Source organism: Acinetobacter sp. BHS4, from assembly GCF_018454425.1.
GTDB classification, from domain to species: domain Bacteria; phylum Pseudomonadota; class Gammaproteobacteria; order Pseudomonadales; family Moraxellaceae; genus Acinetobacter; species Acinetobacter pittii.
Genome location: NZ_CP075323.1, coordinates 1,735,880 through 1,761,920, shown reverse-complemented (window position 1 = coordinate 1,761,920; position 26,041 = coordinate 1,735,880). Strand labels below are relative to the sequence as shown.

The window sequence follows — 26,041 nt, the reverse complement described above, 5'->3', positions numbered from 1 at the left end:
AATTGCACAAATGAATTTAACAAATTCGATTGATATCCGCACGCTTCGCTTCTTTATTAGTGTTTACAATGCTCAAAACTTCTCGAATGTAGCACGTAAAGAAGATGTTTCTGCCTCCATGATTTCTCGAACCATTCAACAACTTGAAGATGCGTTGGGGCAACAACTTTTCTACCGAAATACGCGAGCAATTACTCCGACCGAATCGGGCAAATTATTTTTTGAATATGCAAAAAGAATTACTGAACAATTTGAAGAAGCTCAAAAAGCTTTACAAGATAAAACTATAGAGCCATCGGGACTCGTCCGCATTAATGCCCCTGTGTTTTTTGGTCAACGGCATATTGCGCCGTGGTTGGCGGGTTTATCAGAGCGTTATCCAAGACTTTTAATAGAATTGATTCAAACCGATGAATTTATAGATCCGTTACGCGAAAGCACTGATTTAATATTTCGGATTGGAACGCTAACTGATTCATCATTTCATGCACGTATTTTTGCTACACAAAAATATCATTTAGCAGCATCTCCTCAGTATGTTGCCAAATACGGTACGCTTGATCAGCCGACAGAACTTAATCAACACAAATGCCTAGTCTATAAAGGCTTTGAAGGTCCTAACCGTTGGTTAGTGCGGAAGCCTGCTGAAGAATGGGTACATTATCCAATTACCCCCTTACTTTCTTCAAACAATGCCGAGAGCTTAATGACAGCTGCGCTTCATGGCATGGGGATTGTTTTATTTCCTGATTGGTTGATTGGCGAAGCTTTAAAACAAGGTGACTTAATAAAGCTTTTACCTGAATATGAAGTCGCGATTAAATCACAGCCCCAGCATATTGCAGCCATTTATCCAAATGTCCGTCATCCACCACTTAATATTAGAGCAGTGATAGATTATTTTTCAGAAATCTATGGAGGCACACCGTATTGGCAGAATTAATTTTTTCTTTATAAGAAATCTTAAAGACTAAGATGTATCAATATTTTCCTATTCGTATACGAAAACTATGAGGATTTACATCCGTAATTTTAATCGTATATAGATATTTAAGCTGTTCTTGCTCTTTTCTCATATCAATTTCAACTATCCCATCAGCTTTCTCACCAGTTATATCAACCTTATAAGAGTAAGCTGGTCGCTTAGGACTAGAATAATGGTCCGACCCAAAACTACGGATACTATAACTTTTAATTTCTCCAAATTTCTCACTTATAGTTTTATCTGTATATATCACTGATTCAACTCTTTGAATATTTCCCTTATTGTTAACAACTAAATACCCACCACTAAAAATAAGAAAAACTATAGTTAGTAAAGCAATGTACCGTTTTTTCTTTAAATCTTTAAATTCTATAAACATGTATTTTTATCAATCTTTAAGAAAAAGTATTCTATCAAAATTTCAAGAACTTATATTAATTTTTAAGAATTTACTTAATCCTTATTAGTATTTGAAAGCTAATTTTATTTTTCATAAATTTCACTCATTAAAAGCCCTCCATTAGAGGGCCAGCTCAAAACTACTTAAGTAAACTTACAATATTGCTCCAACCCATCTTATGAGCCAAATCTAAAGGAGTCATTGATTTATTATTCACTTCCAATTTATTAGTATTCAAACTTAAAAGTTCTTGAACAAATAAATAATTCCCCGCTATAACTTCACGATGTAATAATTGATTACCACTTTCATCTTTTTCAGTAATGATTGTAGGATCTGTATTTATAATATTTATGAACTGATCCAAAATATTCTTACACATGGGATGTTCGTCTAGATTTTCGGGACAATTTTTCTGGTCATAAACTAGAAAAATTTCATCAGGATTACCAAAATCAATCCCCCACGCCTCGTCATATTCTTTACGACCTGATGTATTTAAAGTCTTACGATATTCTTGAATCGTAAACGCACCATGAACAGTGCCATTAGATAAGAACATCCAATCGACTATAGACTCAAATTGAAGCCTTACTGTTTCACCAGCTTGCACATTATCAATAATATAAGGTTCGTTTAACAAAGTTCCTGAAATTATACTGCCATCAAAATCAACTTGATCAATCCACATATACTCAATTAAAGGTTGATTTTTATCTTCAAGGTTTTCTTGGATAAATGCACATTTCACATAAGCCAGTTCTAAAGCTGGAACAATCCGTCGATATTCCCAATAAAGTTCACGCCAAAAATATTTAAATGTACTTATAGCACTCTCAAAAGCTAGAATCATTTCTGGAGATTCATTTTTATGCAATTTATTCATATAACCCATATTACAGTTAATTAATATTAAACTTTCTTATAATAACACTATGATAAATTTAAATATCTTTAAATTTCTTAACTATGACACCAATGTTCAAAGATAAAAAGACCAAGACTAAATAAAAGTAAGCCTCTTGAACCGTAAGAAGTTCGGCAAATTAAAATTACCTTTAAAAAAACCCACCGAAGTGGGTTCAATTGCAATCTGTAAAAGTGGTTAATTACATTTAATCGTCTTATTGAAAGTCTTATAGGTACCTGTTGTAATTACTTGAGCTGTATAAATATGTTGGCTATGAGTTTGATGATTATTATTTATTTCACTAAAGCCTTTACCAGCACAAATGGTTTCAGCTTTTTTGTTTACTTTGTTTTCCATTGCTTCATTAGAACCTAAAATATTAGAAGTGGTTTGAATCATATAGTTTCCATTTTCAAGTTTAGTAGCTTGAGCTGGAAACATTTGTGCACAACCAGTCAAAGAAAGAGTAGAAGCTGCAAGAAGAGTTAGCATAAGATATTTATTCATAATTTCTTAGTTCGTTGAATTAAAAAACAAAAAAGACAAAATATATTTTTAAATTTTAACAGTCAACAACAAAATAAATAAAAACCACTACAATAAAAAGCCCACCTTCCGATGAGCTTTTTATTTAATTAAAATTAACGATATGTATTAGGCGTTAAATTCTGCTAATACAAAGTTTTTTACTATTTCATCGAAATTTGGTTTTAGAAGAGTTGGCTTGCTATCTTTTATAGTTTTATACCAATAACTCGCTGCAACTCCCATACTAATCAAAGCTAACAATTTCATTGCTCACCTCACTTATTGGGAAGAGTGAAACTTAAAGTATCATTCGCGTTTGTAGCGTTCCAACTCGTTTTAGGGAGGTTTCTGTATATTTTTTAAGCACTATGTAATAAATAAAGCCCATATCTTTGTGAGCTTTCTTTAACAACAATAATAAATCAGTACTCAATAAATTCATGTAATGAATTTATAAAATGCACAAAGTTATCTGCTAGATACAGAACCTTTCTTTTACCCTCATTCATTCCAAAATCATAGAATTCATCATGTAAAACAAGCACAATCTTAGGTTGATCTTTGATCCAAGGAAATCTGTAATCGAAACAAATAAAATTTCCACCAGGTGTAGCTCCAAAGCTAATTAACTTTCCCTCATAGTCATCATCGCCTTCGGGAAATTGCATCCCTTCTATTCTAGGTTCATGCAAGTATCCTCCTAACTCTACTGTACTGATATTTAGCTCACCGTCAGTATCAACATAGTTAAAGCTAGAAATTTCAGGATAGATGCCATCATGTTGAGAAATAAGTTCAACATATTCTGGCGGAAATACTACCTCTAAGGTAGCTGCAAAATTTTCAATAATTTCTTTATTAATTGTGCCATTTGGATACTGATCCCCAATATCTTGTAGCATTTGATGGTTCTCCACTATTTAAAAAATTTGCCTAATATTCTTAAGTGTTATAACTCACACAGTGCTTTATTTGTACTTTAGAGCACTTTTTTGTAAGTAATTTTCCCAATTCTTCATTAAGCGATTAATATTTTCTGCATAAGAATACAATGATGGATTATATCCATCTGTAGGAGGCATATATTTAATAAAACTATCCATTTCGGCTGGACAGTCAAAATCTGTGTAAATACTTTCCACCTCATCTAATGGATCTTCAAAGTTTTCTCGATTAATCCAGAGCCAACTAAGAATTACATATAACCATTTTTGACTAATGTTCTCATATTCATCTTCTTTAAAGTTAGGACATAGTTCATTAATGAAGACAGTAATGTCATTTGATTCACTCGGGATAAGGAATGACAACTCAAGTTCAGCGTTAGTATAGTTTTCCGTTAATAAACTATTCTCTGCTTTTTTTATTGGTATTTCTAAAGTAAGAAGATTATTTTCATAGCCCCATTTGATATCACACCATGAAAGGTTCACCTTTTCATTAATAAAATCAGCAGGTATTGGAAACAACTTCATCTCTTTGTGTCTCGTTTGTTAATAAAAAGACTATAATTCTACTATGTGCAAAATCTTAATAAGTAATAGTTTATTGATTATCAAGCATATATTTAAAAATATTATAACAATTTCAAACTCAGTCTTTTAGCCTCGGCTTCATCACCATACCACCACACTGATATATCTTTGACTTTAGCTGACATTTCTTCATTAGGACCTAGATCACTTTCTAATGAATAGTAGTCCCCATTTTGATATCTCGGCATAATTGTACTATTTATAAATAAATCATAGGCTTGTTGATAGCAATGTGGACATGAAGGTAAAGAGTTTAAAAACCTTTTAGTCTTATTCTCAATATAATTACGATAAAGAGAACCACCATTAACAGCATATTCTGGCAACTCTTCATTTAAAATAGGATCATTACGTCCAGTTATCCAAACAATCGTATTACAATTTGCACATTGCGCCCCCATCGCCTCCGATGGGTGGTAATGATTTGGTCGAATAAACAAAATACCATTTCGTTCAAATCCTTTCTGGTACCATACTCCTATACCCAATTGACTAGCTGCTACCTGATGTAAAGATCTCACAGGTACTCCTTTTAGAATTCATTTTTAGAAGAAAAGATAGAATAAAAACATAAAGCAACTACCAAGTCCTATTGCTATCCATGATATTAGTTTAGATATAAATCTATCTTCTTTAAAAAAGAATGGTAAAACCCATTTATTGATGTCTATTTCTCTTAGCCAAAATAAATACCAAGGAAAAGTTAAGGCGAATATAAGAGAACTTGTGAACATAGCAACAGATGAAGGTCTCTTGTAAAATTCAGACTTACTCATTTTAAAAAACATTACCCAAAAAATTACTTCTAGAGCGCATAGCAAGACACATAAATAAATATAAAACTTACTCTTCAGATTAGTGATAAAAATTGGAGTTAGTGTCCAGAATGGAAAAACGAGTCCAAATCCAAGTCTAAAACCATATAAATCATCATGAATTTCAAATAGAAAGAACCGTAGAGGTATTATTACATAATAAAGAGCAAAAAATATAAGGCTTAAAAACTTAACTCGATTAAGAGTGTTTGAGTCAAGGTCTGCAACAATAGGTTTAGATATTAAATATCCAAAAAAATAATTAGCATAGAAACTAATTAGATAAATAAATAGGGAAGAATATGACTCATAGTCAAAAACACTATACAAGAATAAAGATAAAATCCAAAGCAATCCAAAAATAAGGAAATTTTTAGCAATAATAAAAAATGGAGATTTGGTTCTAAGAACTGATGGCTCAATCATAATTTGCACTGCGGTATACCCCATCTATACATAGCCATTTCTAAGTAATGACTATAATTAATTCAAATTTATCAATATATTCGGTAGATATATAAATTCATGCCATTGTATCCTCCTGTACCCCCATCTGTTTGCAACCAAACTTTTGAGTGGGTTGATTCAGCTACAAAAAATTTATCTGTATCGTTTCAAGCAAATCATCACTTATCACTTCAAATTCTTTATTTTTTGCTGAATGAGTGTTCATTAAAGGATGATTTAAAGATATTTCATCTAATTTATCTAATGCACGTAATTTATTAATCACATGAATTTCAAGTGGCAATAAAGTGAATGGAGGGTTAATAAATTTTGGAGGATACTTACGTAAATCATTATCTATTAATTCTTCGCAGTGTAAATTTGCTATATCTATGAGTAATGGTTCTAAAAATACTGTGTCACATGACCAATTATTTATCAAATCTTTAAATTTTCCATCTATCTTTGATTCTAATGTAAATTCTTCATTAATCCATTTGTAATAAGCCCATAATGAAAAATAGTCATAACTTAAAGGGAAATCAGATAGAAATTTTTGTTGTAAACAAAACTCCACTTGGCGCGCTAATTTCTTTGCTAAATTTTTATTATTCAATAGAATTGCCCAAAAAAGTAGTGCAGAAAATTCTGAAAAATACTTCTTTAACTCATGTACATTCATTTTATCTAAAGGTTTTATTTTAAAATCATTTAATTGTAATGCTCTTCCCACCTCTGCATACATCAAGGCAAGATTTAAACTATTTAAAGCATCCATATCAGCCTTATTATTTTCAATTTTTAAGAATGCCAATTGGGCATAAGATATAGACATACTAACTATATGATGAGGAAAAAGTATATCTTCCCCATCTAAGGTATCTAGTATGTATTTTTGATCAAATTTTAATGAATGAATTAAACTTACAATACTATATTTTTTATAACATTTTAATAATTTATTTAATTCTCTTATTTCTTTCATCAGGCAATCTCAATAGGTTTCACAATATAAGAAAATATTTCTTAAGAATATTTAACTTAATAATTATAAATTTAAAAACCAATATTTCGGAATAAAATTATTTAAAATTCATAAGATAGTTTTAATATATATCTTGTAAAACTTTTTACAAATAAAGTTGTATTATTTCTAATTTAGCTAGAAAGCAATAATCTTCCTGTTGTTAACTCATCGAATAAAGTAGGATCTTCATCACCTCGAATTGTGCCTTGAGACGAATATGAACCTAATCTCTTTCTGTATCGAATTAAGTACTCAAATAGTGTTCCAAATCTTTTTACTGTATTGCTATTTTCATCCCACTCATAAACAATATCATTAATATCCTTTGTATACATGAAGAAAATATTAGCATGTTCATTCTCACCACAAATCTCAAAATATTGTTCTTCAGCTAAATCTAATTTCTCACCACCCTCTCTATAATTGATAGCAAGTTCTTCATCAGCCATTAAATTTTTTTGCCTTTGTATATTAAATCCCGCATTTCTATAATATCTGTATATGTAAAAATCATCACCAAAAATCAACCCTCCTGAACATTTACCCATAGTTGTTAGCAACTCTTTCAATTGACCATGCACAGAAATATTATTTAATTTCTCAATTTCAGCGATTTCTTGTTCTGAATATCCATTAACCTTTTCTAATTTTTCAATAAAATAATTTTTTTCAGCTTTAATAGAAGAAAGCATAGTCACCAAATTACTCATATAAAGTACCTTATAGATTGGGAAGCCTTAAAATAGATCTATAAATATTCACAACTTAGTATACCAAATTAAAAACTTTTACACATAATTACCATTCTCATCCAGCTCGTCTTTTGGCCTATTATGATAATCAGAAATTAAAAAACTAAAATAATCCATCATATTAGCCATAATGCTTCTTGAAAAATTCAAGTCCATATAAATTCCATATTTTATCTTTTTATGTACATCAAAAAATGTTTGCATAATTATACTAAAGAAATCCAACCAATCATCATCAACATTTTTATTTCTGTTATTGGTTATAGTTATTGATAAAATTTCATTTCTTTTTTCTGAAAAAATACCGATCAAATACCCTCTTAAATAATCATGAAATGCTGACAAATTCCTTCCAAATTGTTTTGTATTTGGATGAATATCATTCAAATATTCTCGATTATTTCCATATATTTTATCACCAAAAAAATCATAAACTTCTTGAATTCCTTCAAAATCAGATATATCAAAGCAAACTTTAATAACTTGCTTACTTGTAATATCTTGCTCAGTAAAAAAATGACATGAGTCATCTTTCATTTTAATATTCTGCACAATAAAACTCCAACACTATGAAAAGATTAACGTAGTTTTCATTCATACTTTTCACTGCGGTATATCCAATCTATACATAGCCACTCCTATGTTAAATTAACAACTATATTTTTGAAAAGTTAATTCATATAGACTCAATAATTAATATTTCCAAGTTGTTTTTTAAATATTTTTAATGCTTCATGTCTAGTTTTTTGTGTATATCTTTTTGTCATACTTGCTATTTTATTAAGTATTAAGATTATTTCATCAGAAATATACTCGGATTTTTTATTCAATAGGTTTAGAGCTAATATTGTCCAATATTCTGAAGTACTATCTGATAGAGCAAAAATAAGTATTTCTCTAATTTGTTCAAAAGAATAGACTTCAGCAATATTATCAACTTCTTTATTTTCAAGTATTAATAAACCATCCCTCACATCTTGCATTAAAATCCCCTCAATTATTTGTTTAGTTTTCATAGTCTACAGTTATAACTTTAAATTAATCTCTAACCTTTAGTGAGTAAAATTTAGAATTAAACATTATCAAATATTACCCCAAAAAACCTCCCTACTACCACATCCCTTTCCTCCAAACTTTTTGAGCTTAAAATCTGGAACATCAAGCCATCAATTAAGTTTAAAACCATGTTAGCACTTGGTTTTAACGCATGGGTGTCCAAACTAAAAACCAAATCAAAAAGTTCTTTAAGCAGCCATTTTCTATATTCAAGCGCTATACGGTAGGCTTGCGGGTAAATCTGTTTAGTTTCAAAAATGGCTTTGAGTAATAGATAGTACAGGCTATTAAAATTGACATGTAAAACAATAATCTCTTTGAGTTTATCGTTTGAGGTTCGGTAACGGCTTGAGTAGATAATTGCCAGCACTTCTTCTTTGAGTTTGCTTTTTTGAAAGGATACGCACATTTCAATAAGTCGCTGTTTTGAGTGAAAGTAGTTATAAAAAGTGGCTTTAGGAATTTTGGATTTTTTGACAATTAAGTCCACACCCGCATTGTGAAGTCCATAGAGATTGAACAACTCTATTGCTGTATGGATAACCTGTAATTTTTTGGAAGATCTTTCTAAAGTTGGCATCGTTTTACCGTTGTAAATTCTTGTTGTTGCTAAAAGAGATTAAAAAGCCTGTGCCTTTTCTGGGAGAAAAAAAGGCACAGCAAAGCCGTAAAGACTGTGCTTGGCACATCTCAAGTTTTATTGTTGCTAAGTTTTAGACGTAATGATTTAAAGCCTGAAAAGCCTATAGCTCATCAAACTGCTTTAAAGTGATTTAAGTTGTGTCGAGATAGTTTTTGACAGTGACTGCCAATAATTTATGAATGTGCATAGCCAACTCCTTCTATTGGGAGTTCTGCCAAAACATTATAAATTATGGTGGCAGAACGGAAGCGGGTTGACGGACTGGTTTCAACTCCAGCACACTCGAAAGTGTCCCACTCCCGTCCTACCGCTACGGGAGGGAACGAGGTGTGCACACAAGACTACTCCTCAGAAGAAATAATCCTGATGTGGTTGAAATAGCGGTCCGTCAAAACCGACTGGCAATGTAGGCCAGCCCGCAAATGGTAATCTTCAATATTTGAGCTGTCAATGTGAAATTGGCTAGAAATTATTTAATTAAATTATTGTTTTTCATAGTATTAGATACTTTAACTAAACAACTTATACAGTAATACTGAACAGCGCTTTGCAAAATGAGGCCTGTCAATATGCCCCATTTTGGTTAAGCCTTTCTATTTACTATTTTTTTATTTAAAAATTCCAAGCCATAGATAAGGTTGCCTTCAACGGTTCACCGGGTTGTACCCATTCATCTGTATAACTTGAAACGTAATAATCTTTATCAAAGACATTATCAACATTCAACTGTACTCTTAAATCTGGGCGTACTTGCATATATCCACCGACATTAACCACTGTAAACTCAGGCAAACTTGTTCCATTATCGATATAGTTAGCACTACGTTTACCAAAGTAATTGATGTTGCCTACTAAGCCAGCTGCCCTTCCAAATAATTCAAACTGATAATCTGCGTTTAAGTTTGCAGTGTGCTTAGGAATATTTTTTAGGCGAGCGCCTTTCGCATCGACTTCACTTTCTAAAACAGAAGCTTTCGTTAAAGTATAATTCGCGCCCACATTCAAATGATCGCTAAACTTGTGCTTTAACTCAATTTCAACACCATGACTTTGGACGCGACCACTATCTACATAACTGTCGGTTATACCTTCAGTCAGCAAGTGTTGTTTATCTAAATCAAAATAAGTTAAACCAAACCAGCTTTGCGGTAAAAATTGGTATTTTGTCCCAATTTCCCAGCTCTTGGTTTTTTCTGGGTCATACAGTCGATTCTCTTTATTAAGGCCAGTATTTAACTCAAAAGATTTCCCCCAATTACTATAGAAAGAAAGCTTTGTTGTAGGTTGATAGTTCAATCCAACACGTGGACTCAAGGGTGTAAATTTTTGCTGAGCCGATATTCCTGTTCTGTAGTCATCAATTTGTTGCTCAAGGCGATTAAAACGCCCTCCAAGCAACAAATTCCATTGATCATTCAAAAAAATCTGGTCTTGTAAGTTCAGTCCCAGCATATTTTGAATTTCTTTGGTATTTTTGGTTGTTCTGGTCAGAGCTAAAATATTTTGTCCGTAAACTGGATTATAAATATTAATCGGGCTAGATGTACCGACTGCATTACGAAGCTGAATTTGGTCAATGGTATAGTGCCCAGCTTCAATGTTTGCGACTACTTCGTGCCGAATTGTTCCTGTATTTAGTTTCCCGCGTAAAATCGACTGGAACTGAAATGTATCTGTTTCAAATTGACGATAACGTCTAAATCGGTTTGCAGTTTGACCATCTGCTGAAATACTCGAAATTTCAGTAGAGGTTCCTTCACGCTCACCATGACCATAGCTTAAAGCAGTCGTGTTATTCCAGTTTTCATTAAATTGATGATTTAACCGTAACTGGTACAGTTGGTCTTTAACCTTAATGTCTCCATCTGAAGGCTCACCCAAAAAGGTCTTTTTGTTGACAACAAATGCCCCGTTTACCATTGGAACACCACGATCAAACACGCCTTGATGTTCAGAAAATTCTGTATCTAAATTAAGCTGTGTCTGATCCGAAATTTTCCATGCAAGTTGTGGAGCAATAAAATAATGTTGACTGTCGACATGGTCTCTGAAACTCTGATTATTTTCATAAGCCAGTCCAAGCCTATAGGCAACAGCATCATTTAATGCGCCTGTGCTATCTAATGAAGCTCGATATTCTTCTAATGTACTACCACTTAAGCTTACTTCATTTTTTGGCGTCCATTCTGGTTGTTTGGTGGTAATGTTCATAATGCCACCTATAGCTCCTTGCCCATACATGGCTGCCATAGGTCCTTTTAAAAAATTGATTGCCTGAACATTCACCATATCTCTTGCAGTATGAATACCACTTAAAGAACTCAAACCATTACGTAAATAGTTTGTTCCCATGTTGGGGTCAGTACTAAAACCACGAAAAGAATAGTTATCCCAAAAACCACCACCATAACTGTCTTGATACACCACACCATTAACTAAAGCTAATGCATCACTCACACGTTGAATATTATTATTTTTAATATCTTGAGCCGATACATGAGACTTAGTAAATGGAACATCTAACAAACTATGATCAAATTGGGTTAATGCTATTGAAGAATTAGAATTTTCGCTGCTATGTTCGGCCTTAACCGTAATTTTTTCCAACTCGGCAATCTGGTTTTCAAGTTGGCTTTGTGCCATGACTGACGTAGAAAATTGAGCAAATAAAATGCTCCACGCGAGTGGATGAAATAAAAATTTAGACATGACAAACTCTGTTTAGTAATTAAATAGGAACAGATACGTACCTAGTAATGAATTAAGCAAAACAAAGTTGTTTAGGAGGAGCTCGCCCTTGCGGTGAAAGAAATAAGCGTCTTAAATAAAATAATATATAACTTAGCGTTGCCAGCATAATGAAGCGAACAACGATACCAATTGCAAACAAGGTTAACTTGAAGCCATCAATAGTCGCAATGTGGCTATAGAGATAACAAAAATTACAGCTTAAGCTTAAGTCGTGCTGAACGTTTTTGTTTAAGAGCTTTTTATGAGAATCATTTTTTATATGGTGAGATAAATGTGGTTCAGACTGCATACTTGAATGATTCATCATTTCACTAATTTGTTCACATACCATTTGCTGATGCATTTCGCTGGGCAATAGGCTTTGCCAGAACACGAGGTTCTGTAGCAATATTGCTAGTAAGCCGATTAAAAGCCCAAACCGATACATGAAAAATTAGTCTCACCAAAGTGCTGTGAAAAATAGCATATTTTTTAATATATTCAGCAATCTTCGACTCTCATCTTCATTGTTTTTAAAAATTGTGAATAATTTTGTACTTCTACACAAAAGATAACTTGCTCTCTTTCATTTTTCATATATGATTGAGCAATCACTCAATTAACATGTTTATATATGGCTCGTCCTCGTAGTGAAGATAAACGTAATGCAATTTTAAGTGCTGCTATCGAAACATTGGCAGAGCTTGGCGAGCGTGCGTCTACCTCAAAAATTGCCAAAGTTGCTGGCGTGGCAGAAGGTACTTTATTTACCTATTTTAGTAATAAAGAAGAACTGCTGAACCAGTTATATCTTTCGCTAAAGGCTGAGTTACGTCAGGTGATGATGCTTAGTTACCCTGCTGATTCTGACCTACAAACACAAATGTCGCACATTTGGCAAAGCTATTTGGACTGGAGTTTAGAAGCTCCCCTTAAACGTAAAGTGATGGCGCAGCTTTCGACCTCAGAACAAATTACTGAGCAAAGTAAACAAATTGGTATGCAAACCTTTTGTGATTTTACTCAAAACATTCAAGAACGTATTAATGACGGAAAATTAAGAGATTATCCGCCGTTATTTATTGCTTCAATTTTAGGTGCGCTTGCCGAAGTTACACTCAATTTTATTGCCCAAGACCCTACTCAAGCCGAGCGTTATCGCAAATCTGGTTTTGAAGCCTTTTGGCATGCAGTTTCAATATAGATAAAAGTAAGGATGCACGGCGTCCTTATTTTTGAACGAATTAATGAGTGAGTAAATACTCATTTAAATAATCAAAATAAGCACTTAGCCCAAGTTCTTATTTGTACATATAGGTTGGTTCCAATAAGGAAAAACAAAATGACTATTTCAAACACAACAGACTTGCCTGCTCCCTTAATGCCATCACAGCAACACAATGGCAAATTTAGAAATACGCGTCCTAACCAACACCAGCCTTCTTTTGGTAAAACGCTTCAACTCATGTGGAAGTTTCTATTTAACAAACCTAAAGACACTGTTCCAAACAAAGCAATTCCAGTTTTAAGTTTGTCAAAAGAACAGCTTTTAAGTGCGCCTGACCGTTCTCTATTTCGTTTGGGCCACTCAACTATCTTGTTAAAACTTCAAAATGAGTTTTGGTTAACCGACCCTGTTTTTTCAGAGCGTGCATCACCTTTTCAATGGCTTGGACCAAAACGTTTCCATCAGCCCCCAATTAGCATTGCCGAATTACCATCCATTAAAGGCGTGATTTTGTCGCATAACCACTACGACCATCTCGACTACCATGCAGTCATGCAGCTTAACCATAAAGTTGAGCATTTCTTAACTCCGCTTGGTGTGGGTGACACACTCATTAAATGGGGAATTCCAGCAGAAAAGGTTCAACAACTCGACTGGTGGGATACCGCACAGGTAGATGGACTAAAATTGGTGGCTACCCCTGCCCATCATTTTTCAGGCCGTGGGATGGGCGATAGCAATGCGACACTTTGGGCATCGTGGGTGATTATTGATAATGATTTACGTGTATTTTTTAGCGGTGACACGGGATATTTTGACGGGTTTAAAGAGATTGGACATCGTTATGGACCTTTCGATCTGACCATGTTAGAAACTGGCGCTTACGACCCCGAATGGCCTGATGTTCACATGCAGCCAGAGCAAACTTTACAAGCGCATATCGATTTAAAAGGTCGTCATTTGTTGCCTGTGCACAATGGGACTTTTGATTTGGCACTTCATGCTTGGGATGATCCATTTGAACGTATCGTGGCTTTGGCTCAACAAAATGAGTTAGCGATTAGCACACCGCAAATGGGTGAACTTTTAAACTTAAATGAGCCGAATGTTGAGAATTATTGGTGGCGTTCGTAAGTTTGAAGAAATTATTTGGAGAGTAAAAGAATGCTTTTACTCTCCAATTTTAAAATTTTAACTTGTGTGGTGTGCCTTCCACGGAAACTTAATTGTGCACAAAACAAAAACCAGAAATAAAAATTGGGAAATATACATATAGTTAAGCAAGTCTCGCCCCACTTTTAATGTAATCCAAGTGTTGTGAATGACATCACTAAATATAATAAGAAAAGTTAGAATTAAGCCGATACGAGGTCTATAAAATAGAAGAATTGCTGCAAGTGGATCAATAAACGTTAAAGATGTCCAATAAATACAAGTAAATAAAGGCGCATTGTTATAGTCCCAAAACAAACCATGGATCAAAACTGTTTGTAAATGGTTGAACCCTGCACCGATAAGGCAAAGTGCATAAATACATCTAATAATAAATTCAGTTTTCAAAACAACTCTCTTATTCATTCATCATGCTATGTAAAAAATATTTTTATTTGGATAAAGCTATTCAATATTTTAATTGCAACAATCTACATAAATATAATTTAAAAGACTCTAAAAATAAATGATAAATGGCTATCCCCTTTCATCAATCTTACTTATAAGTTGTGAACTATTTGATTAAGCATCTATTAGACATTCATACGATTAAAAGAACTCAATAAAATATTTTTTATAAATTATTAAAATTTTTTTATTTAATAAAATTTAAATTATTCAGTTAGATATATTCACAATTAACACTTTTAAATAGCTCGCTTAAAACTAGGACTGGTTTTGTCTTAGTTTTATTATTGACTTAAAACGCAGACTGCATTAGTCTGTGTTTTTAATTGATCAATTATGAAATTAAATGGCTTATATCACTAGTAGCGTTGAGTATGCGATTCACTGTCTTCTTTTTCTTGTGAACAATGAAGATAAACCTTTGAGTAGTAAGGACCTTGCTGAATTACAAGGAGTCTCTCCAAGTTTTATGGCCAAGATTTTTCCTAAACTTGAAAAGGCAGGACTTGTGGTCGCACAAGAAGGTGTTCGTGGTGGATATTTACTCGCCCGATCTGCTCACGAAATCAGTTTTTTAGATATCGTGAATGCAATTGAAGGTGAAAAACCACTTTTTGAGTGCCAAGAAGTGCGTGGTAAATGTGCAGTCTTTAACAATGCCCCGCCAGATTGGGCAACCAGTGGTGTATGTGCAGTACATGCTGTCATGCTACAAGCCGAAAAAGCTATGCGAGACGCTTTAGGTGCTCATACACTTGGCGATATTGCAGACCGTTTTGGCCGTTATGCCCCCGACGTATTTTTTAGTGATGTAAATGGTTGGATCAATGAACGCATTGAAGGAAGAACAGCAAAAATGCGGAAAAATAAAATATCGCGGGATACTCCCGACTAATGAGCTAATAAGCCCCAAATACTAAAGTAAAACATCCCTAATCTGTTTTAAACGCCTTCTCAGATTTTTTCGGACAATCAGAGAATGGATTCGCTCACCCAAAATTTTGTGATGAGCTGGAATGTGTTGTCCGAAAAATTGATCAAAAGGATAATCAAATGAGTAAGCGTATTGTTATTGCAGGTTCTGGCTTTGCTGGTTTATGGGCGGCACTCGCTGCACAAAGAGCAATTCACTTGGCTTCACAAGAACAAAACATTGAGGTGCTGATGGTTTCCCCTAGTCCAAATGTTGGGATTCGTCCTCGCCTTTATGAAGCCGTGCTTGAAAACATGAACCCTGATATTTCAGAGTTATTAAGTGTGGTTGGGGTTAAATTTCTGGCAGGTTGGGTAAATAAAATTGATGGCGACCAACAGACAATCGAAGTTTCAACCACCGATGGCAACAAACAAACCTTAAGCTATGACCGTTTTATTCTGGCAACAGGAAGTACTACGTTTATGCCACCGATACCGGGTCTAAAAGAATATGGATTTAGCGTAAGCACTCTAGAAGATGCTGAAAAACTAGATCAGCACCTTAAAAACTTAGCAAATAAACCTGCAAATGCAGCGCGTAATACGGTGGTCGTTGCAGGTGGTGGTCTTACCGGGTTAGAAACTGTTACCGAAATGCCTGAACGTCTGCGTAGCATTTTAGGTGAAACTGATGCCCGTGTAGTTTTAGTGGATTCCTCAACAGAAATTGGCGCGGCGATGGGTGACCAAGCTGCGGCTGTCATTCGAGAAGCCCTTAACGAGCTAGGTGTTGAAGGTAAAGCTGGGCTACGAGTTACGGCGTTAGATGCATCAGGTGTAACGCTTTCTAACGGAGAAAAAATTGAAACAGAAACCGTGATCTGGACTGCCGGTATGCGGGCCAACCCACTTGCCTCTCAAATTGCTGGTGAAAAAGATAATTTGGGCCGTTTGATTGGGGATGCTTATTTACATGCACCTGAAGCAAAAAACATTTTTGTGACTGGCGACACTGTAAAAGTTCCAACCGATGATTTGGGTAATTTTAACGTGATGTCGTGTCAGCATGCTATGAGCTTAGGCCGTGTGGCGGGTTATAACGCTGCGGCAGAATTGGTTGATTTACCCCTTTATCCATACAGCCAACCAAAATATGTAACTTGTGTTGACTTAGGTCCTTGGGGTGCACTTTATACCGAAGGTTGGGATCGACAAGTTCAATTTGTGCGTGAAGAAGCGAAAAAAATTAAACAGGAAATTAATACTGTCTGGATTTATCCACCAGTTGCAGACCGTGAAGCAGTTTTTGCAATAGCAAACCCTGATTTTGTGATTGTTCCTTAAGGTTAATTTTTACACGAATTCATTTATTTAAAACCCTAAAAGCAAGCCCATCGCTGGTTCTACTTTTAGGGTTTTATATTTGAATCATTAAATTACGACTTTTCTAGCTCTTCTATTATCGCTAAAGCCGTCTTTTTAGCTGAAAAAGGGTTTTGACCTGTAATTAATTTGCCGTCTTGAACGACGTATGGTGCAAAAGGAATAAAAGCTTTTTCATAACGAGCGCCATATTCTTTCGCTAACTCTTCGGCATTGTACGGCACTTTTTTTGCCACCCCTGCCAAAACCTCTTCACTCCATGCAAAGCCTGTTAATTTTTTGCCTGTTATAAGTCGTTCACCATTTGAAAGTCTGACATTGAACAAGCCACAATAGCCATGACAAACACTCGAAACAATGCCGCCTTTTTCATAAATGTTTTTGGTGATTTCTTGCAATTCAGGGTTATCTAAAAAATCCCACATCACCCCATGGCCACCTGTGTAATAGATCACGTCATAGTCTTGCCAATTAATATCGGAAGGCTTAAAGGTATTTGCCAGCAGTGTAATAAAAGCCTGATCTTTTTCTCGGTCTTTAACAGATTTATCTGCCACTAAAGGCACAAGCGATTTTGGTTCAATTGGAGTTTTTCCACCATTTGGACTCACAATATCTTGCACATAACCTTGTTTTTCAAACTCATCATAGGCATGGGTAAGTTCACCTAACCACAGTCCTGTTTGTTGATCTACATCCTTATAGCGTGAAACATTGGTCACGACATGTAATATGCGTTTAGACATTTTCTCACCTCATTTTCATATTTATAATTCTATTCTTTCGTCTATCAAAGCATAGAAAGTTGTTACTGAAAGTGTGTGCTTGGTAAAGTTATGAACCTTGCTTTTATGTTACTATAAGTCTAAAGTTAGCTTGAATGTCAAGAGAGTATGTAGCTATGAATATTAGCGAGTTATCGAAATTAAGTGGTTTAAGTACCCCTACTATTCGTTATTACGAGCAAATTAAACTCTTGCCTAAAGCAAAAAGAAAATCGAATGGCTATCGTGAATATACTGATAACGATTTGAAACAACTTTCTTTAATCCAGCAAGCTCAACAAGTCGGGTTTTCTTTAGCAGAAATTAAAGCATTTTTGCCATCGAAAGTTGTCGCTTGGGACCATGATGCTCTCATTCAAACGATTGAAACCAAAATTCAGGAAATAGAAATTTTAGAACAAAAGCTAAAAGTCAGTAAGCAAAACTTACATACCATGATTGAAGCTATTAATAACAAACCAGATGAAATTACATGTGAGCAAAATGCAGAACGTCTGATGAATCTCTATTTTGACAACGCAAAAACACCATAATTTCAATTAGAGTTAATCGCTCTCGCGTTGTATAGATGGGTACTGGTATCAACTAAGTAACCACAGCATTTAAGTGTCATTTTATAAATCTAAAAAAACGAATTACGGACCCACCCTGTAATTCGTTTTTTCATACAAATACTATAGAAAAAAATCAGCCAATCTTTTGATAGTAAAAACCTTATTCGGGACCATCAATAAATGTGCTGTTTTAATAAATGCTTTATTAATTAATGACCAGTGGACCAGAACCCGGTAGTTCAGTCACTAGCTTATAACCCATCAGTTTTGCAGGTGTGTATGTACCACCCTTAACGGTATTTTTGAGTAAATAATTCACCACAGTCAGTGAGCCATTTACGGTAAGGCTATAAGCGTTTTCCGTTTGGATGCGGGCGGTTTTGATTTCTCCACGTGAATTTCTTGCTTCACCCCAAACATAGGTGGGTACTTTTGCGCGGAGTTCCTCATTTGGCCCAACAACCGTTTTTTCAATACGCGATTTAATAAACTTCTGTACAGCATTTAGTTTTAATACTGGACGTAAATAGTTCATCATTTTCGCACCCATAATCATTTTGGGAAATGCAGGTACAAATACTTCAATGTTTGGAATACCTGTTGTATAGAAAGCTGTAGATACGTCTCCCCACGGAACACTCATGGCACTTTTTTTACCATCACCAAAATCAATGGTACGCACATAATGGGCTAATGGAACGGTAGTAATTTTTCCGTTTTTACGAATTTTTCCGCCTTCAGCCATGCCTTCTGTACTTGTTTTGGCTGTATCTGGAGAAAACCCTGTTCTAGAGTCAAAGCCAAGCGCTAAATGGGTGGCATCTGGCAATGCTTCTTTCAGTGCAGCGGCAACACAATCTGTCGGGATCACATCGAAACCGACACCCGGACAAAGCACAACATCGGCTTTTTCAGCTTGGCTGTTAAGTGACTGTGCCAATTCAAATACGGCGATTTCACCAGTAATATCTAGATAGTGAGCACCAGCCTTTATACAAGCTTCCATCATGGGTTTTGATGTTGCTGAAAATGGCCCTGCACAGTGCATCACCAAGTTAAAGCCTTGGAGTTGTTCACTTACCGCATCTACGTTATCAAGCCCAAAAGCTTTATAGTCGAGCCCCAACTCTTGAGCAAGTGCAGCAACTTTCGCTTTATTACGACCAGCCAAAGTTGGTTTTAGACCTTGGCGTACAGCTTCACGAGCGATTAACTCGCCCGTGTAGCCATTTGCTCCATAAATTATCCAGTTTGAATCGTTAGGATTTGTCATAACACAACTCACTTATTAAGAAGCAAATGAATAGTCACGCATGCCTTTTTTGTATTGGCGGGTACGGCATGACATCGCTGATTGTTGCAAAATTAAAGCCCAAGCTGGTGAAACATTTGGTTTTGTTTTTTTACCAGAGCTTAAATTACGTAACTGGAATTTGACCACCGCCATATTGGCAAGTGAAGCAAGTGTTTTGTTCTTCCAAGTAATCGGTTTTAATTCAGGAGTAAGATTCTGGCCTTGTTTCCAAGCATTTGGCAAATTAGGTTCAATCGCTAAAGCTGTGGCAATACCGACCATATCTACACCACTTTCAATCACTTTCTCTGCCACTTGTTTACGACGTATGCCACCTGTCACCATAACAGGCATTTTGGCAACTTTACGAATTTCTTGTGCAAATTCTAAAAAGTAAGCTTCACGAGCAAGTGTACGGCCATCACGTGCTTGACCTTGCATGGCAGGTGCTTCATAGCTACCGCCTGAAAGTTCAACCAAATCTACAGCGTGTTCATTTAGCATTTTAACCACTTGTTGAGCATCTTCAGCACTAAATCCACCGCGTTGGAAATCGGCTGAGTTCAGTTTTACTGCAACAGTGAACGTAGGCGAAACGACTTTACGAACTGCTTCCACAATCTCAATTAAAATACGAGCGCGATTTTCTAAAGAACCACCCCACTGATCTTGGTGTTTATTGCTGAGTGGTGAAAGAAACTGGCTTAATAAGTAACCATGTGCTGCATGAATTTCTACACCAGTAAACCCTGCTTTTTCACCTAAACGCGCCGTGTTTGCAAAACGCTGAATCACCTCGGCAATCATAGATTCAGTCATTTCAATTGGCGTATTAAAGCGATTTGACATTTTGCCAAGATCAAGTGAAATAGCCGATGGCGCCCAAGTCTGCTGACCAAGGTTCGCTTGCATTTGACGCCCCGGATGGTTAATTTGAAGCCAAATCTGAGCGCCTTTTGAACGACCAATTTGTGCCCATTTTTTAAAAGTATCCAGATGCTTTTCATCTTCAAGCACTACGCCGCCCGGTCCAGTCATCGCTCGGCGGTCTACCATCACATTTCCAGTAATAATTAGACCTACGCCACCATTTGCCCAAGCCTGATATAAACGCATTAATTCTTCTGATGGTGCATGATTTAAATCAGCCATATTTTCTTCCATTGCCGCTTTAGCAATACGGTTAAGAACATATGAACTATTTGGGAATACTAATTTTTCGAACACTTTCATTGGAATGACCTCATTCAGAATGGCTTTACTCTAAGATTAAAGCTAACTTTAATGTCAATATCTTTTCTTATTTCTATATTGAATCAATTGAGTTCATTATTTTTATATAAAAAAGAGGCACTCAATGTGCCTCTTTTTAAAAGATTAAAGCTTGAAATTATTCGCGAATAAATGCCAATAAGTCAGCGTTAATCACTTCATGGTTTACAGTTAACATGCCGTGAGAAAAACCTGGGTAGATTTTGAGTTGGCTATTTGGGAGTAACTCAGCAGATTTTACGCCAGAAGTTTTATAAGGTACGATCTGGTCGTCATCGCCATGCAACACCAAAACAGGAATGGTGATTTTCTTTAAATCTTCGGTGAAGTCAGTTTGTGAGAATGCCACAATACCATCGTAATGCGCTTTTGCACTGCCCGTCATACCCTGACGCCACCAGTTAGCAATAATACCTTCAGATGGTTTCGCATCTGGTCGGTTAAAACCATAGAACGGGCCAGATGGAAGATCTCGGAAAAATTGCGCACGGTTTGTGAGAACCTGATTTTGCAGATCATCAAAAACTTCTTTTGGTAAACCTTCAGGATTATTTTCAGTTTTAACCATCAGTGGCGGAACGGCACTCACAAGAACAGCTTTCTTAACATTTTCCTGACCATGACGCGCAATATAGTGAGCTACTTCACCGCCACCTGTTGAGTGGCCAATATGAATTGCATTTTTAATATTCAGATGTTTAACTACTTCTGCAACGTCATCTGCGTAGTGGTCCATATCGTGACCATCCCACACCTGATTTGAACGTCCATGCCCCCGTCTATCATGAGCAACTACACGAAAACCTTCTTTAAGGAAAAAAAGCAACTGTGTGTCCCAATCATCTGAACTTAAAGGCCATCCATGATGAAAAAATAAAACTTGGGCATCACGTGGTCCCCAATCTTTATAGAAAATTTCTACGCCGTCTTTTGTGGTTACATATCCCATCTTTGTTCTCCTGGTGAAAAACTGCTTGTTGATTCGTTATAAAGGATTGAATATTTATACTAATCTTAAAGTTAACTTTAAGGTCAACTATATTAATCATCTTTTAAAAATAAAATTTATATGAAGACGCTCATCAAGTTTGTATCTTTTTAATCTTCAATTGTTTTTATTTTATTTCTTTTAAATGTCAAAGATTTGACATATCAAAATTAAAGCCTTGACTTTAAAGTTAGCTTTAAACTTATAGTGCCCATATTGGCTATTAATTAACACGTCTTGATAAAGACACGGTAGCTACTCGGTCAATTAATGTAAAGGTGAACTCCAATGAATATAAAACAACAATTTACTGAGGTTGAATTTGGGCAACAAAAAGTCAAAGTACCCAAAGGTGGTTATTATGACCGCTTTAGAATGAATCCTGACCTAGACAAAGTGGCTCAAGATCCAGCTGCTGGCAATATCGACTTTTTCCGCAATATTCCTAAAAAAATCGTGGAATCCCGAGTAGGTCCTGTTTGGGCACCCAACTTTTATTATCGTAGTGCAAATGTTCAGTTGTTAATGCTTGCTCCGATTAAGCAAATTAAAGCAAAACTTCCCGCTGCTTTAACGCCGTTACAACCATTTCCGGGCTATGGTTTGGTCGCCGTCACATTCTTTACCTATTCAGTTTGTGACAATGACCCTTATAACGAAGTATCGATTGCGATTATCGTACGTCAACCTAATGCTCGTGGTTCACATATTGCAGAGTTAATGAAATCGATGCGTCAACGTCATTTTTATGCGCATGTTTTAGCTTTGCCTGTTGATACTGAAATCGCCAGAGTCCGTGGTGTATATGGTTACCAACTACCAAAATGGTTAACTAAAATTGATGTCGACATTAATTCAAAAGAAGCTCAAGCCAATATTTTTGATCTTAATGGAAAACTAGATTTAAGTTTAAAAACTGCTGTTCCTACTTTAAAACATGTCGATTCTGAAACACATATTAATAAAGCAACCATGCTACATGTAGTTGATGGGAAGTGGCATCAAACCGAATTTCAGTCCAACATTCTTTCTTTTGCGCAAAAGCTTTTTCCAAAGAATGTTCAACTCGAGAAAAATGAGGGGCCTTTAACTACGTTGCTAAATGAATTAGGAGCTTCAAAAATTTTACGCTTAGATGTTATTGAGGATGCTCAGGTGGCCCTTAATTTGCCTACTCCACTATAGGTTTATTATTCGAAATATCAAAAAGAGACCAATTTATGGTCTCTTTTTATTTTTAGATTGCTTTTCTGGTAATTTCACAATTCAGGAGTCATAAAAAATAGCATGTTTAAAAAAATGTAACATCCAAATCTGTGATAAATCAGAGGTTGATATCTCTTCTAGTACTGAGTTTTATACTTTTACGAAAATAGTTAGATGAAAATAATGGTAAATGAAAAGGTTGATTAAACGTCGCTCTCAATCTCCATGCAATAATATATAATTTAAAACAATGATTGGATTAAAAAAACCTATTACAAAATAATGAAAAAACATTTAAATACAATGTATTAAAATAAAAAATGTATACATTACCCTTCAAAAAATCATCTTATTAAACTATCGATTAAATTTAGCTTTGTTTCAATTTTGATATTAATAAGAAAACTTGATAGTAAGGGATATTTACTGTGAATCAGACTCAACATCACACCACGGAAGTTGCAATTTTAGGTGCAGGCCCAGTTGGGTTAACAATTGCAAATTATTTAAGTAAACAAGGTGTACAAGTTACTGTTATTGAACAACTAGACCAACTCATTGATTATCCAAGAGCGATTGGTATTGATGATGAATCATTACGCACGATTCAGTCAGTAGGTTTAATCAAACAAGTTTTACCGCACACTACCCCTAATCATGCTATGCGGTTTTTGACCCCTAAAGGTCGCTGTTTTGCGGATATTCAGCCTATGACTCGCGAATTTGGCTGGCCACGTCGTAATGCATTTATCCAACCCCAAGTTGACCGTGTTTTACTGGAAGGTTTAGAAGCCTATCCAACCACAGAGGTGCGTTTTTCACGTCAATTAAATAGCTTCTCTCAAGACAAAGACCATGTAACGTTAAATTTAACGACTAAAGATCAAAAGCAGGAAACTGTTCAAGCGCAGTATTTAATTGCTTGCGATGGTGGAAATTCATTTGTACGCCGTACACTTAACATTAATTTTGAGGGTGAAACTGCTCCAAACCAATGGATTGTTATTGACCTTGCCAACGATCCACTGGCGACGCCTCATGTATATTTATGCTGTGATCCAGTACGTCCTTATGTATCGGCTGCTTTACCACATGGTATTCGTCGTTTTGAGTTTATGGTAATGCCTGGAGAGACTCAGGAAGAATTGAGTAAACCCGAAAATATTAATCGTTTATTGAGTAAAGTTTTACCTCATACGGACAATATCGAAGTGATACGTCAACGTGTTTATACACACAATGCACGCATTGCAGACCGTTTTCGTGTAGACCGTATTTTATTAGCTGGAGATGCAGCACATATTATGCCTGTATGGCAAGGTCAAGGTTACAATAGTGGCATGCGTGATGCTTTTAATCTTGCTTGGAAAATGGCATTAGTCATTAAAAAAATTGCAAAGCCAGAGATTCTAGACAGTTACCAATTAGAAAGAAAAGACCACGCTCAGGCCATGATTAATTTATCTGTTTTGGCAGGACATGTTCTTGCTCCACCAAAGAAATGGCAAGGTGTTGTTCGTGACGGTATTGCTTATGTATTAAATTACATACAACCGATAAAACGTTATTTGTTTGAAATGCGTTTTAAACCCATGCCGAAATATCATCAAGGCATATTGGCACCTTTTCCAGAAAAGAATACACCTGTCGGCAAGATGTTCATCCAGCCTCATGTTCAGCTTGAAAATAAAGACAAAGTTTTACTCGACGAAGTGATTGGTAATAACTTTGCCATTCTTGCTTGGGGAGTTAATCCTACTTGGGGGATCTCACCAAATAGTATGAAAAAATGGGCTAAATTAGGTATTAAATTTATTCAAGTCATACCTGCGATTCAGTTAGACGCTCCGAATCGACCTTCTGACGAACATGTAATTACTATTGGTGATGTAGACACTGAAATTCGCTCTTGGTTTAGCCAAACAAATCAATCTATGGTGATTTTAAGACCTGACCGTTTTATTGCAGGTCTCGCTATTCCTCAAACTGTAAATAGTATAAGTGAAGAACTGTTCCAAAAAATGCATTTGATCAACTAAGTATAATTAAGCCATTCTTTAGAATGGCTTTTTAAAAATGCAAAATTTAGATGAAACTGTTTTTTAAGTACATCCAAAATTAAATCTATAGCTTTGTTTACATGGTCTTTGCGATAAGAAACGTGTAGACCTATCATTGGTAAAGGTTCTACCGTCTTTTTAACTACAATTTTATCCCCTAATAATGGGATAACATACTGAGGAACGAGACTCCAACCAATTTCCATTCCAACTAAATTAACATTGAGTAAAATGTTGGTTGAATGCTGCACAATATGAATATTAAGTTTAGATTTTTTAAAAAAACCATCAATAATTCGATAAAGCTCAGGTGAAGCTTCTTCATTACACATCACAAAATTATGATGCTCAAAACTTTTTATACTAATGCGTTCTTGCTGTGCTTCTGGCGAGTTTTTAGGAATAATTAAAGTGAGTGGCTCTTGGAAGATTTGAATAGAAACCAGTTCATCTGTATTTGCACCATAACGCGTAAAAGCAATATCTATTTCCCCCTTCTTCAGTGCCTGTAGTTGAGCATCATCAGTTAAACTTTGAAAATCAATTTTAAGCTCTGGGAAATGCGCTCTAATATTCGGCATGATATAAGGAAAAACTTTCATCTCAGCGACTGGAACAAAGCCAATATTTAATTGTTCTTGTTCAACTTTTGCAGTTTGTCTAGCCAAGCTAATGGCTTTCTCGGTGTGTTCTAAAATAATAAGCGCTTCTTTAAAAAAAACTTCCCCTGCTTTTGTAAGCTCGACTTTTCGTTTGCTGCGTATAAAAAGCTGAACACCAACTTCATCTTCTAAGTCTTTAATCTGTTGACTGAGCGAAGGCTGTACCGTATGCATTCGTAATGCTGCTTTCGTAAAATTTAGCTCTTCAGCGACCGCAACAAAATAGCGTAAGTGACGTAATTCCAT

General features: G+C 35.3%; 29 protein-coding genes. 8 read left to right on the top strand and 21 right to left on the bottom strand.

What is annotated here, in order from left to right:
• Positions 1 to 10 precede the first annotated feature (10 nt).
• Positions 11 to 943, top strand: coding sequence for a LysR family transcriptional regulator (locus KIP84_RS08390; protein WP_213689713.1), 933 nt, complete (start codon positions 11 to 13; stop codon positions 941 to 943).
• Between the two features lie 37 nt (positions 944 to 980).
• Here the strand turns inward: KIP84_RS08390 and KIP84_RS08385 are convergent, their stop codons facing one another.
• The 15 genes from KIP84_RS08385 to KIP84_RS08315 all read right to left on the bottom strand — a co-directional run bounded on the left by KIP84_RS08385 (position 981) and on the right by KIP84_RS08315 (position 12,276).
• Positions 981 to 1,364 carry a hypothetical protein gene (locus KIP84_RS08385; RefSeq protein ID WP_213689712.1) on the bottom strand — a complete coding sequence of 128 codons (384 nt, stop codon included), beginning with the start codon at positions 1,362 to 1,364 and terminating at the stop codon, positions 981 to 983.
• Between the two features lie 160 nt (positions 1,365 to 1,524).
• Positions 1,525 to 2,238 carry a DUF2314 domain-containing protein gene (locus tag KIP84_RS08380; RefSeq protein ID WP_081310076.1) on the bottom strand — a complete coding sequence of 238 codons (714 nt, stop codon included), beginning with the start codon at positions 2,236 to 2,238 and terminating at the stop codon, positions 1,525 to 1,527.
• 252 nt (positions 2,239 to 2,490) lie between these two features.
• Positions 2,491 to 2,802 (bottom strand): hypothetical protein, encoded by a 312-nt coding sequence (locus KIP84_RS08375; RefSeq protein WP_213689711.1) that lies wholly within the window; start codon positions 2,800 to 2,802, stop codon positions 2,491 to 2,493.
• Positions 2,803 to 2,949: 147 nt separating this feature from the next.
• A complete protein-coding gene (locus tag KIP84_RS08370) occupies positions 2,950 to 3,090 on the bottom strand; it encodes a hypothetical protein (RefSeq protein ID WP_032003705.1) in 141 nt (46 codons plus the stop codon).
• A gap of 155 nt (positions 3,091 to 3,245) precedes the next feature.
• Positions 3,246 to 3,725, bottom strand: coding sequence for an SMI1/KNR4 family protein (locus KIP84_RS08365; RefSeq protein ID WP_213689710.1), 480 nt, complete (start codon positions 3,723 to 3,725; stop codon positions 3,246 to 3,248).
• Between the two features lie 66 nt (positions 3,726 to 3,791).
• Positions 3,792 to 4,298: a DUF2247 family protein gene (locus KIP84_RS08360; RefSeq protein ID WP_213689709.1), complete on the bottom strand. Its 507-nt coding sequence runs from the start codon at positions 4,296 to 4,298 to the stop codon at positions 3,792 to 3,794.
• Between the two features lie 101 nt (positions 4,299 to 4,399).
• Positions 4,400 to 4,879, bottom strand: a complete 480-nt coding sequence (locus KIP84_RS08355; RefSeq protein ID WP_032003709.1) for a hypothetical protein — start codon at positions 4,877 to 4,879, stop codon at positions 4,400 to 4,402.
• A gap of 24 nt (positions 4,880 to 4,903) precedes the next feature.
• Positions 4,904 to 5,608: a hypothetical protein gene (locus KIP84_RS08350; RefSeq protein WP_213689831.1), complete on the bottom strand. Its 705-nt coding sequence runs from the start codon at positions 5,606 to 5,608 to the stop codon at positions 4,904 to 4,906.
• 154 nt (positions 5,609 to 5,762) lie between these two features.
• Entirely contained in the window at positions 5,763 to 6,605 is an 843-nt protein-coding gene (locus KIP84_RS08345) for a hypothetical protein (RefSeq protein WP_213689708.1), read from the bottom strand.
• Positions 6,606 to 6,778: 173 nt separating this feature from the next.
• Positions 6,779 to 7,357, bottom strand: a complete 579-nt coding sequence (locus tag KIP84_RS08340; protein WP_213689707.1) for a hypothetical protein — start codon at positions 7,355 to 7,357, stop codon at positions 6,779 to 6,781.
• Between the two features lie 78 nt (positions 7,358 to 7,435).
• Positions 7,436 to 7,951, bottom strand: a complete 516-nt coding sequence (locus KIP84_RS08335) for a hypothetical protein (protein ID WP_213689706.1) — start codon at positions 7,949 to 7,951, stop codon at positions 7,436 to 7,438.
• 134 nt (positions 7,952 to 8,085) lie between these two features.
• Positions 8,086 to 8,415 (bottom strand): hypothetical protein, encoded by a 330-nt coding sequence (locus KIP84_RS08330; protein WP_228143158.1) that lies wholly within the window; start codon positions 8,413 to 8,415, stop codon positions 8,086 to 8,088.
• 56 nt (positions 8,416 to 8,471) lie between these two features.
• Positions 8,472 to 9,035, bottom strand: coding sequence for a TetR/AcrR family transcriptional regulator (locus tag KIP84_RS08325; protein WP_213689705.1), 564 nt, complete (start codon positions 9,033 to 9,035; stop codon positions 8,472 to 8,474).
• Positions 9,036 to 9,710: 675 nt separating this feature from the next.
• Positions 9,711 to 11,807: a TonB-dependent receptor gene (locus KIP84_RS08320; RefSeq protein WP_213689704.1), complete on the bottom strand. Its 2,097-nt coding sequence runs from the start codon at positions 11,805 to 11,807 to the stop codon at positions 9,711 to 9,713.
• A 52-nt stretch (positions 11,808 to 11,859) separates the two neighbouring features.
• Entirely contained in the window at positions 11,860 to 12,276 is a 417-nt protein-coding gene (locus tag KIP84_RS08315; RefSeq protein ID WP_213689703.1) for a DUF2946 domain-containing protein, read from the bottom strand.
• A 186-nt stretch (positions 12,277 to 12,462) separates the two neighbouring features.
• Between KIP84_RS08315 and KIP84_RS08310 the strand changes: the two genes are divergently transcribed.
• A complete protein-coding gene (locus KIP84_RS08310; protein ID WP_213689702.1) occupies positions 12,463 to 13,032 on the top strand; it encodes a TetR/AcrR family transcriptional regulator in 570 nt (189 codons plus the stop codon).
• 138 nt (positions 13,033 to 13,170) lie between these two features.
• The gene (locus KIP84_RS08305) at positions 13,171 to 14,190 is read left to right on the top strand and encodes an MBL fold metallo-hydrolase (RefSeq protein ID WP_199993341.1); all 1,020 of its coding nucleotides are present in this window, start codon (positions 13,171 to 13,173) and stop codon (positions 14,188 to 14,190) included.
• A 57-nt stretch (positions 14,191 to 14,247) separates the two neighbouring features.
• Here the strand turns inward: KIP84_RS08305 and KIP84_RS08300 are convergent, their stop codons facing one another.
• Positions 14,248 to 14,616 (bottom strand): hypothetical protein, encoded by a 369-nt coding sequence (locus KIP84_RS08300; protein ID WP_213689829.1) that lies wholly within the window; start codon positions 14,614 to 14,616, stop codon positions 14,248 to 14,250.
• Positions 14,617 to 15,022: 406 nt separating this feature from the next.
• On the opposite strand from KIP84_RS08300, the gene KIP84_RS08295 reads away from it, so the two are divergent.
• Together KIP84_RS08295 and KIP84_RS08290 are read left to right on the top strand one after the other, a co-directional pair.
• The gene (locus KIP84_RS08295) at positions 15,023 to 15,571 is read left to right on the top strand and encodes an Rrf2 family transcriptional regulator (protein ID WP_213689701.1); all 549 of its coding nucleotides are present in this window, start codon (positions 15,023 to 15,025) and stop codon (positions 15,569 to 15,571) included.
• A 158-nt stretch (positions 15,572 to 15,729) separates the two neighbouring features.
• The gene (locus KIP84_RS08290) at positions 15,730 to 16,935 is read left to right on the top strand and encodes an FAD-dependent oxidoreductase (protein WP_213689700.1); all 1,206 of its coding nucleotides are present in this window, start codon (positions 15,730 to 15,732) and stop codon (positions 16,933 to 16,935) included.
• Between the two features lie 92 nt (positions 16,936 to 17,027).
• Here the strand turns inward: KIP84_RS08290 and KIP84_RS08285 are convergent, their stop codons facing one another.
• The gene (locus KIP84_RS08285) at positions 17,028 to 17,720 is read right to left on the bottom strand and encodes a type 1 glutamine amidotransferase domain-containing protein (RefSeq protein WP_032006266.1); all 693 of its coding nucleotides are present in this window, start codon (positions 17,718 to 17,720) and stop codon (positions 17,028 to 17,030) included.
• Between the two features lie 155 nt (positions 17,721 to 17,875).
• Between KIP84_RS08285 and KIP84_RS08280 the strand changes: the two genes are divergently transcribed.
• Positions 17,876 to 18,292 (top strand): MerR family transcriptional regulator, encoded by a 417-nt coding sequence (locus tag KIP84_RS08280; RefSeq protein WP_002113932.1) that lies wholly within the window; start codon positions 17,876 to 17,878, stop codon positions 18,290 to 18,292.
• 226 nt (positions 18,293 to 18,518) lie between these two features.
• Here KIP84_RS08280 and KIP84_RS08275 read toward each other — a convergent pair whose 3' ends face one another.
• The 3 genes from KIP84_RS08275 to KIP84_RS08265 all read right to left on the bottom strand — a co-directional run bounded on the left by KIP84_RS08275 (position 18,519) and on the right by KIP84_RS08265 (position 21,828).
• Complete coding sequence (locus tag KIP84_RS08275; protein WP_213689699.1) at positions 18,519 to 19,586, bottom strand: saccharopine dehydrogenase NADP-binding domain-containing protein; 1,068 nt, start codon at positions 19,584 to 19,586, stop codon at positions 18,519 to 18,521.
• A gap of 15 nt (positions 19,587 to 19,601) precedes the next feature.
• Entirely contained in the window at positions 19,602 to 20,840 is a 1,239-nt protein-coding gene (locus KIP84_RS08270) for an NADH:flavin oxidoreductase/NADH oxidase family protein (RefSeq protein WP_213689698.1), read from the bottom strand.
• Between the two features lie 157 nt (positions 20,841 to 20,997).
• Positions 20,998 to 21,828, bottom strand: coding sequence for an alpha/beta hydrolase (locus KIP84_RS08265; protein WP_068562990.1), 831 nt, complete (start codon positions 21,826 to 21,828; stop codon positions 20,998 to 21,000).
• Positions 21,829 to 22,155: 327 nt separating this feature from the next.
• On the opposite strand from KIP84_RS08265, the gene KIP84_RS08260 reads away from it, so the two are divergent.
• Entirely contained in the window at positions 22,156 to 23,052 is an 897-nt protein-coding gene (locus tag KIP84_RS08260) for an acetoacetate decarboxylase (RefSeq protein ID WP_213689697.1), read from the top strand.
• Positions 23,053 to 23,501: 449 nt separating this feature from the next.
• Positions 23,502 to 25,112: a bifunctional 3-(3-hydroxy-phenyl)propionate/3-hydroxycinnamic acid hydroxylase gene (locus tag KIP84_RS08255; RefSeq protein WP_068562988.1), complete on the top strand. Its 1,611-nt coding sequence runs from the start codon at positions 23,502 to 23,504 to the stop codon at positions 25,110 to 25,112.
• On the opposite strand, the gene KIP84_RS08250 is transcribed toward KIP84_RS08255, so the two are convergent.
• Entirely contained in the window at positions 25,109 to 26,041 is a 933-nt protein-coding gene (locus KIP84_RS08250) for a LysR substrate-binding domain-containing protein (RefSeq protein ID WP_213689696.1), read from the bottom strand. The two genes, KIP84_RS08255 and KIP84_RS08250, sit on opposite strands and share 4 nt — an antisense overlap.

What these genes read in the sequence shown, in the direction of transcription:
- KIP84_RS08260 (WP_213689697.1), top strand. Translation starts at nt 22,156, where the DNA reads ATGAATATAAAACAACAATTTACTGAGGTTGAATTTGGGCAACAAAAA.
- KIP84_RS08390 (WP_213689713.1), top strand. Translation starts at nt 11, where the DNA reads ATGAATTTAACAAATTCGATTGATATCCGCACGCTTCGCTTCTTTATT.
- KIP84_RS08380 (WP_081310076.1), bottom strand. Translation starts at nt 2,238, where the DNA reads ATGATTCTAGCTTTTGAGAGTGCTATAAGTACATTTAAATATTTTTGG.
- KIP84_RS08325 (WP_213689705.1), bottom strand. Translation starts at nt 9,035, where the DNA reads ATGCCAACTTTAGAAAGATCTTCCAAAAAATTACAGGTTATCCATACA.
- KIP84_RS08320 (WP_213689704.1), bottom strand. Translation starts at nt 11,807, where the DNA reads ATGTCTAAATTTTTATTTCATCCACTCGCGTGGAGCATTTTATTTGCT.
- KIP84_RS08265 (WP_068562990.1), bottom strand. Translation starts at nt 21,828, where the DNA reads ATGGGATATGTAACCACAAAAGACGGCGTAGAAATTTTCTATAAAGAT.
- KIP84_RS08385 (WP_213689712.1), bottom strand. Translation starts at nt 1,364, where the DNA reads ATGTTTATAGAATTTAAAGATTTAAAGAAAAAACGGTACATTGCTTTA.
- KIP84_RS08365 (WP_213689710.1), bottom strand. Translation starts at nt 3,725, where the DNA reads ATGCTACAAGATATTGGGGATCAGTATCCAAATGGCACAATTAATAAA.
- KIP84_RS08330 (WP_228143158.1), bottom strand. Translation starts at nt 8,415, where the DNA reads ATGAAAACTAAACAAATAATTGAGGGGATTTTAATGCAAGATGTGAGG.
- KIP84_RS08280 (WP_002113932.1), top strand. Translation starts at nt 17,876, where the DNA reads ATGAATATTAGCGAGTTATCGAAATTAAGTGGTTTAAGTACCCCTACT.
- KIP84_RS08295 (WP_213689701.1), top strand. Translation starts at nt 15,023, where the DNA reads ATGGCTTATATCACTAGTAGCGTTGAGTATGCGATTCACTGTCTTCTT.
- KIP84_RS08305 (WP_199993341.1), top strand. Translation starts at nt 13,171, where the DNA reads ATGACTATTTCAAACACAACAGACTTGCCTGCTCCCTTAATGCCATCA.
- KIP84_RS08370 (WP_032003705.1), bottom strand. Translation starts at nt 3,090, where the DNA reads ATGAAATTGTTAGCTTTGATTAGTATGGGAGTTGCAGCGAGTTATTGG.
- KIP84_RS08375 (WP_213689711.1), bottom strand. Translation starts at nt 2,802, where the DNA reads ATGAATAAATATCTTATGCTAACTCTTCTTGCAGCTTCTACTCTTTCT.
- KIP84_RS08250 (WP_213689696.1), bottom strand. Translation starts at nt 26,041, where the DNA reads ATGGAATTACGTCACTTACGCTATTTTGTTGCGGTCGCTGAAGAGCTA.
- KIP84_RS08290 (WP_213689700.1), top strand. Translation starts at nt 15,730, where the DNA reads ATGAGTAAGCGTATTGTTATTGCAGGTTCTGGCTTTGCTGGTTTATGG.
- KIP84_RS08345 (WP_213689708.1), bottom strand. Translation starts at nt 6,605, where the DNA reads ATGAAAGAAATAAGAGAATTAAATAAATTATTAAAATGTTATAAAAAA.
- KIP84_RS08310 (WP_213689702.1), top strand. Translation starts at nt 12,463, where the DNA reads ATGGCTCGTCCTCGTAGTGAAGATAAACGTAATGCAATTTTAAGTGCT.
- KIP84_RS08275 (WP_213689699.1), bottom strand. Translation starts at nt 19,586, where the DNA reads ATGACAAATCCTAACGATTCAAACTGGATAATTTATGGAGCAAATGGC.
- KIP84_RS08315 (WP_213689703.1), bottom strand. Translation starts at nt 12,276, where the DNA reads ATGTATCGGTTTGGGCTTTTAATCGGCTTACTAGCAATATTGCTACAG.
- KIP84_RS08360 (WP_213689709.1), bottom strand. Translation starts at nt 4,298, where the DNA reads ATGAAGTTGTTTCCAATACCTGCTGATTTTATTAATGAAAAGGTGAAC.
- KIP84_RS08285 (WP_032006266.1), bottom strand. Translation starts at nt 17,720, where the DNA reads ATGTCTAAACGCATATTACATGTCGTGACCAATGTTTCACGCTATAAG.
- KIP84_RS08340 (WP_213689707.1), bottom strand. Translation starts at nt 7,357, where the DNA reads ATGAGTAATTTGGTGACTATGCTTTCTTCTATTAAAGCTGAAAAAAAT.
- KIP84_RS08270 (WP_213689698.1), bottom strand. Translation starts at nt 20,840, where the DNA reads ATGAAAGTGTTCGAAAAATTAGTATTCCCAAATAGTTCATATGTTCTT.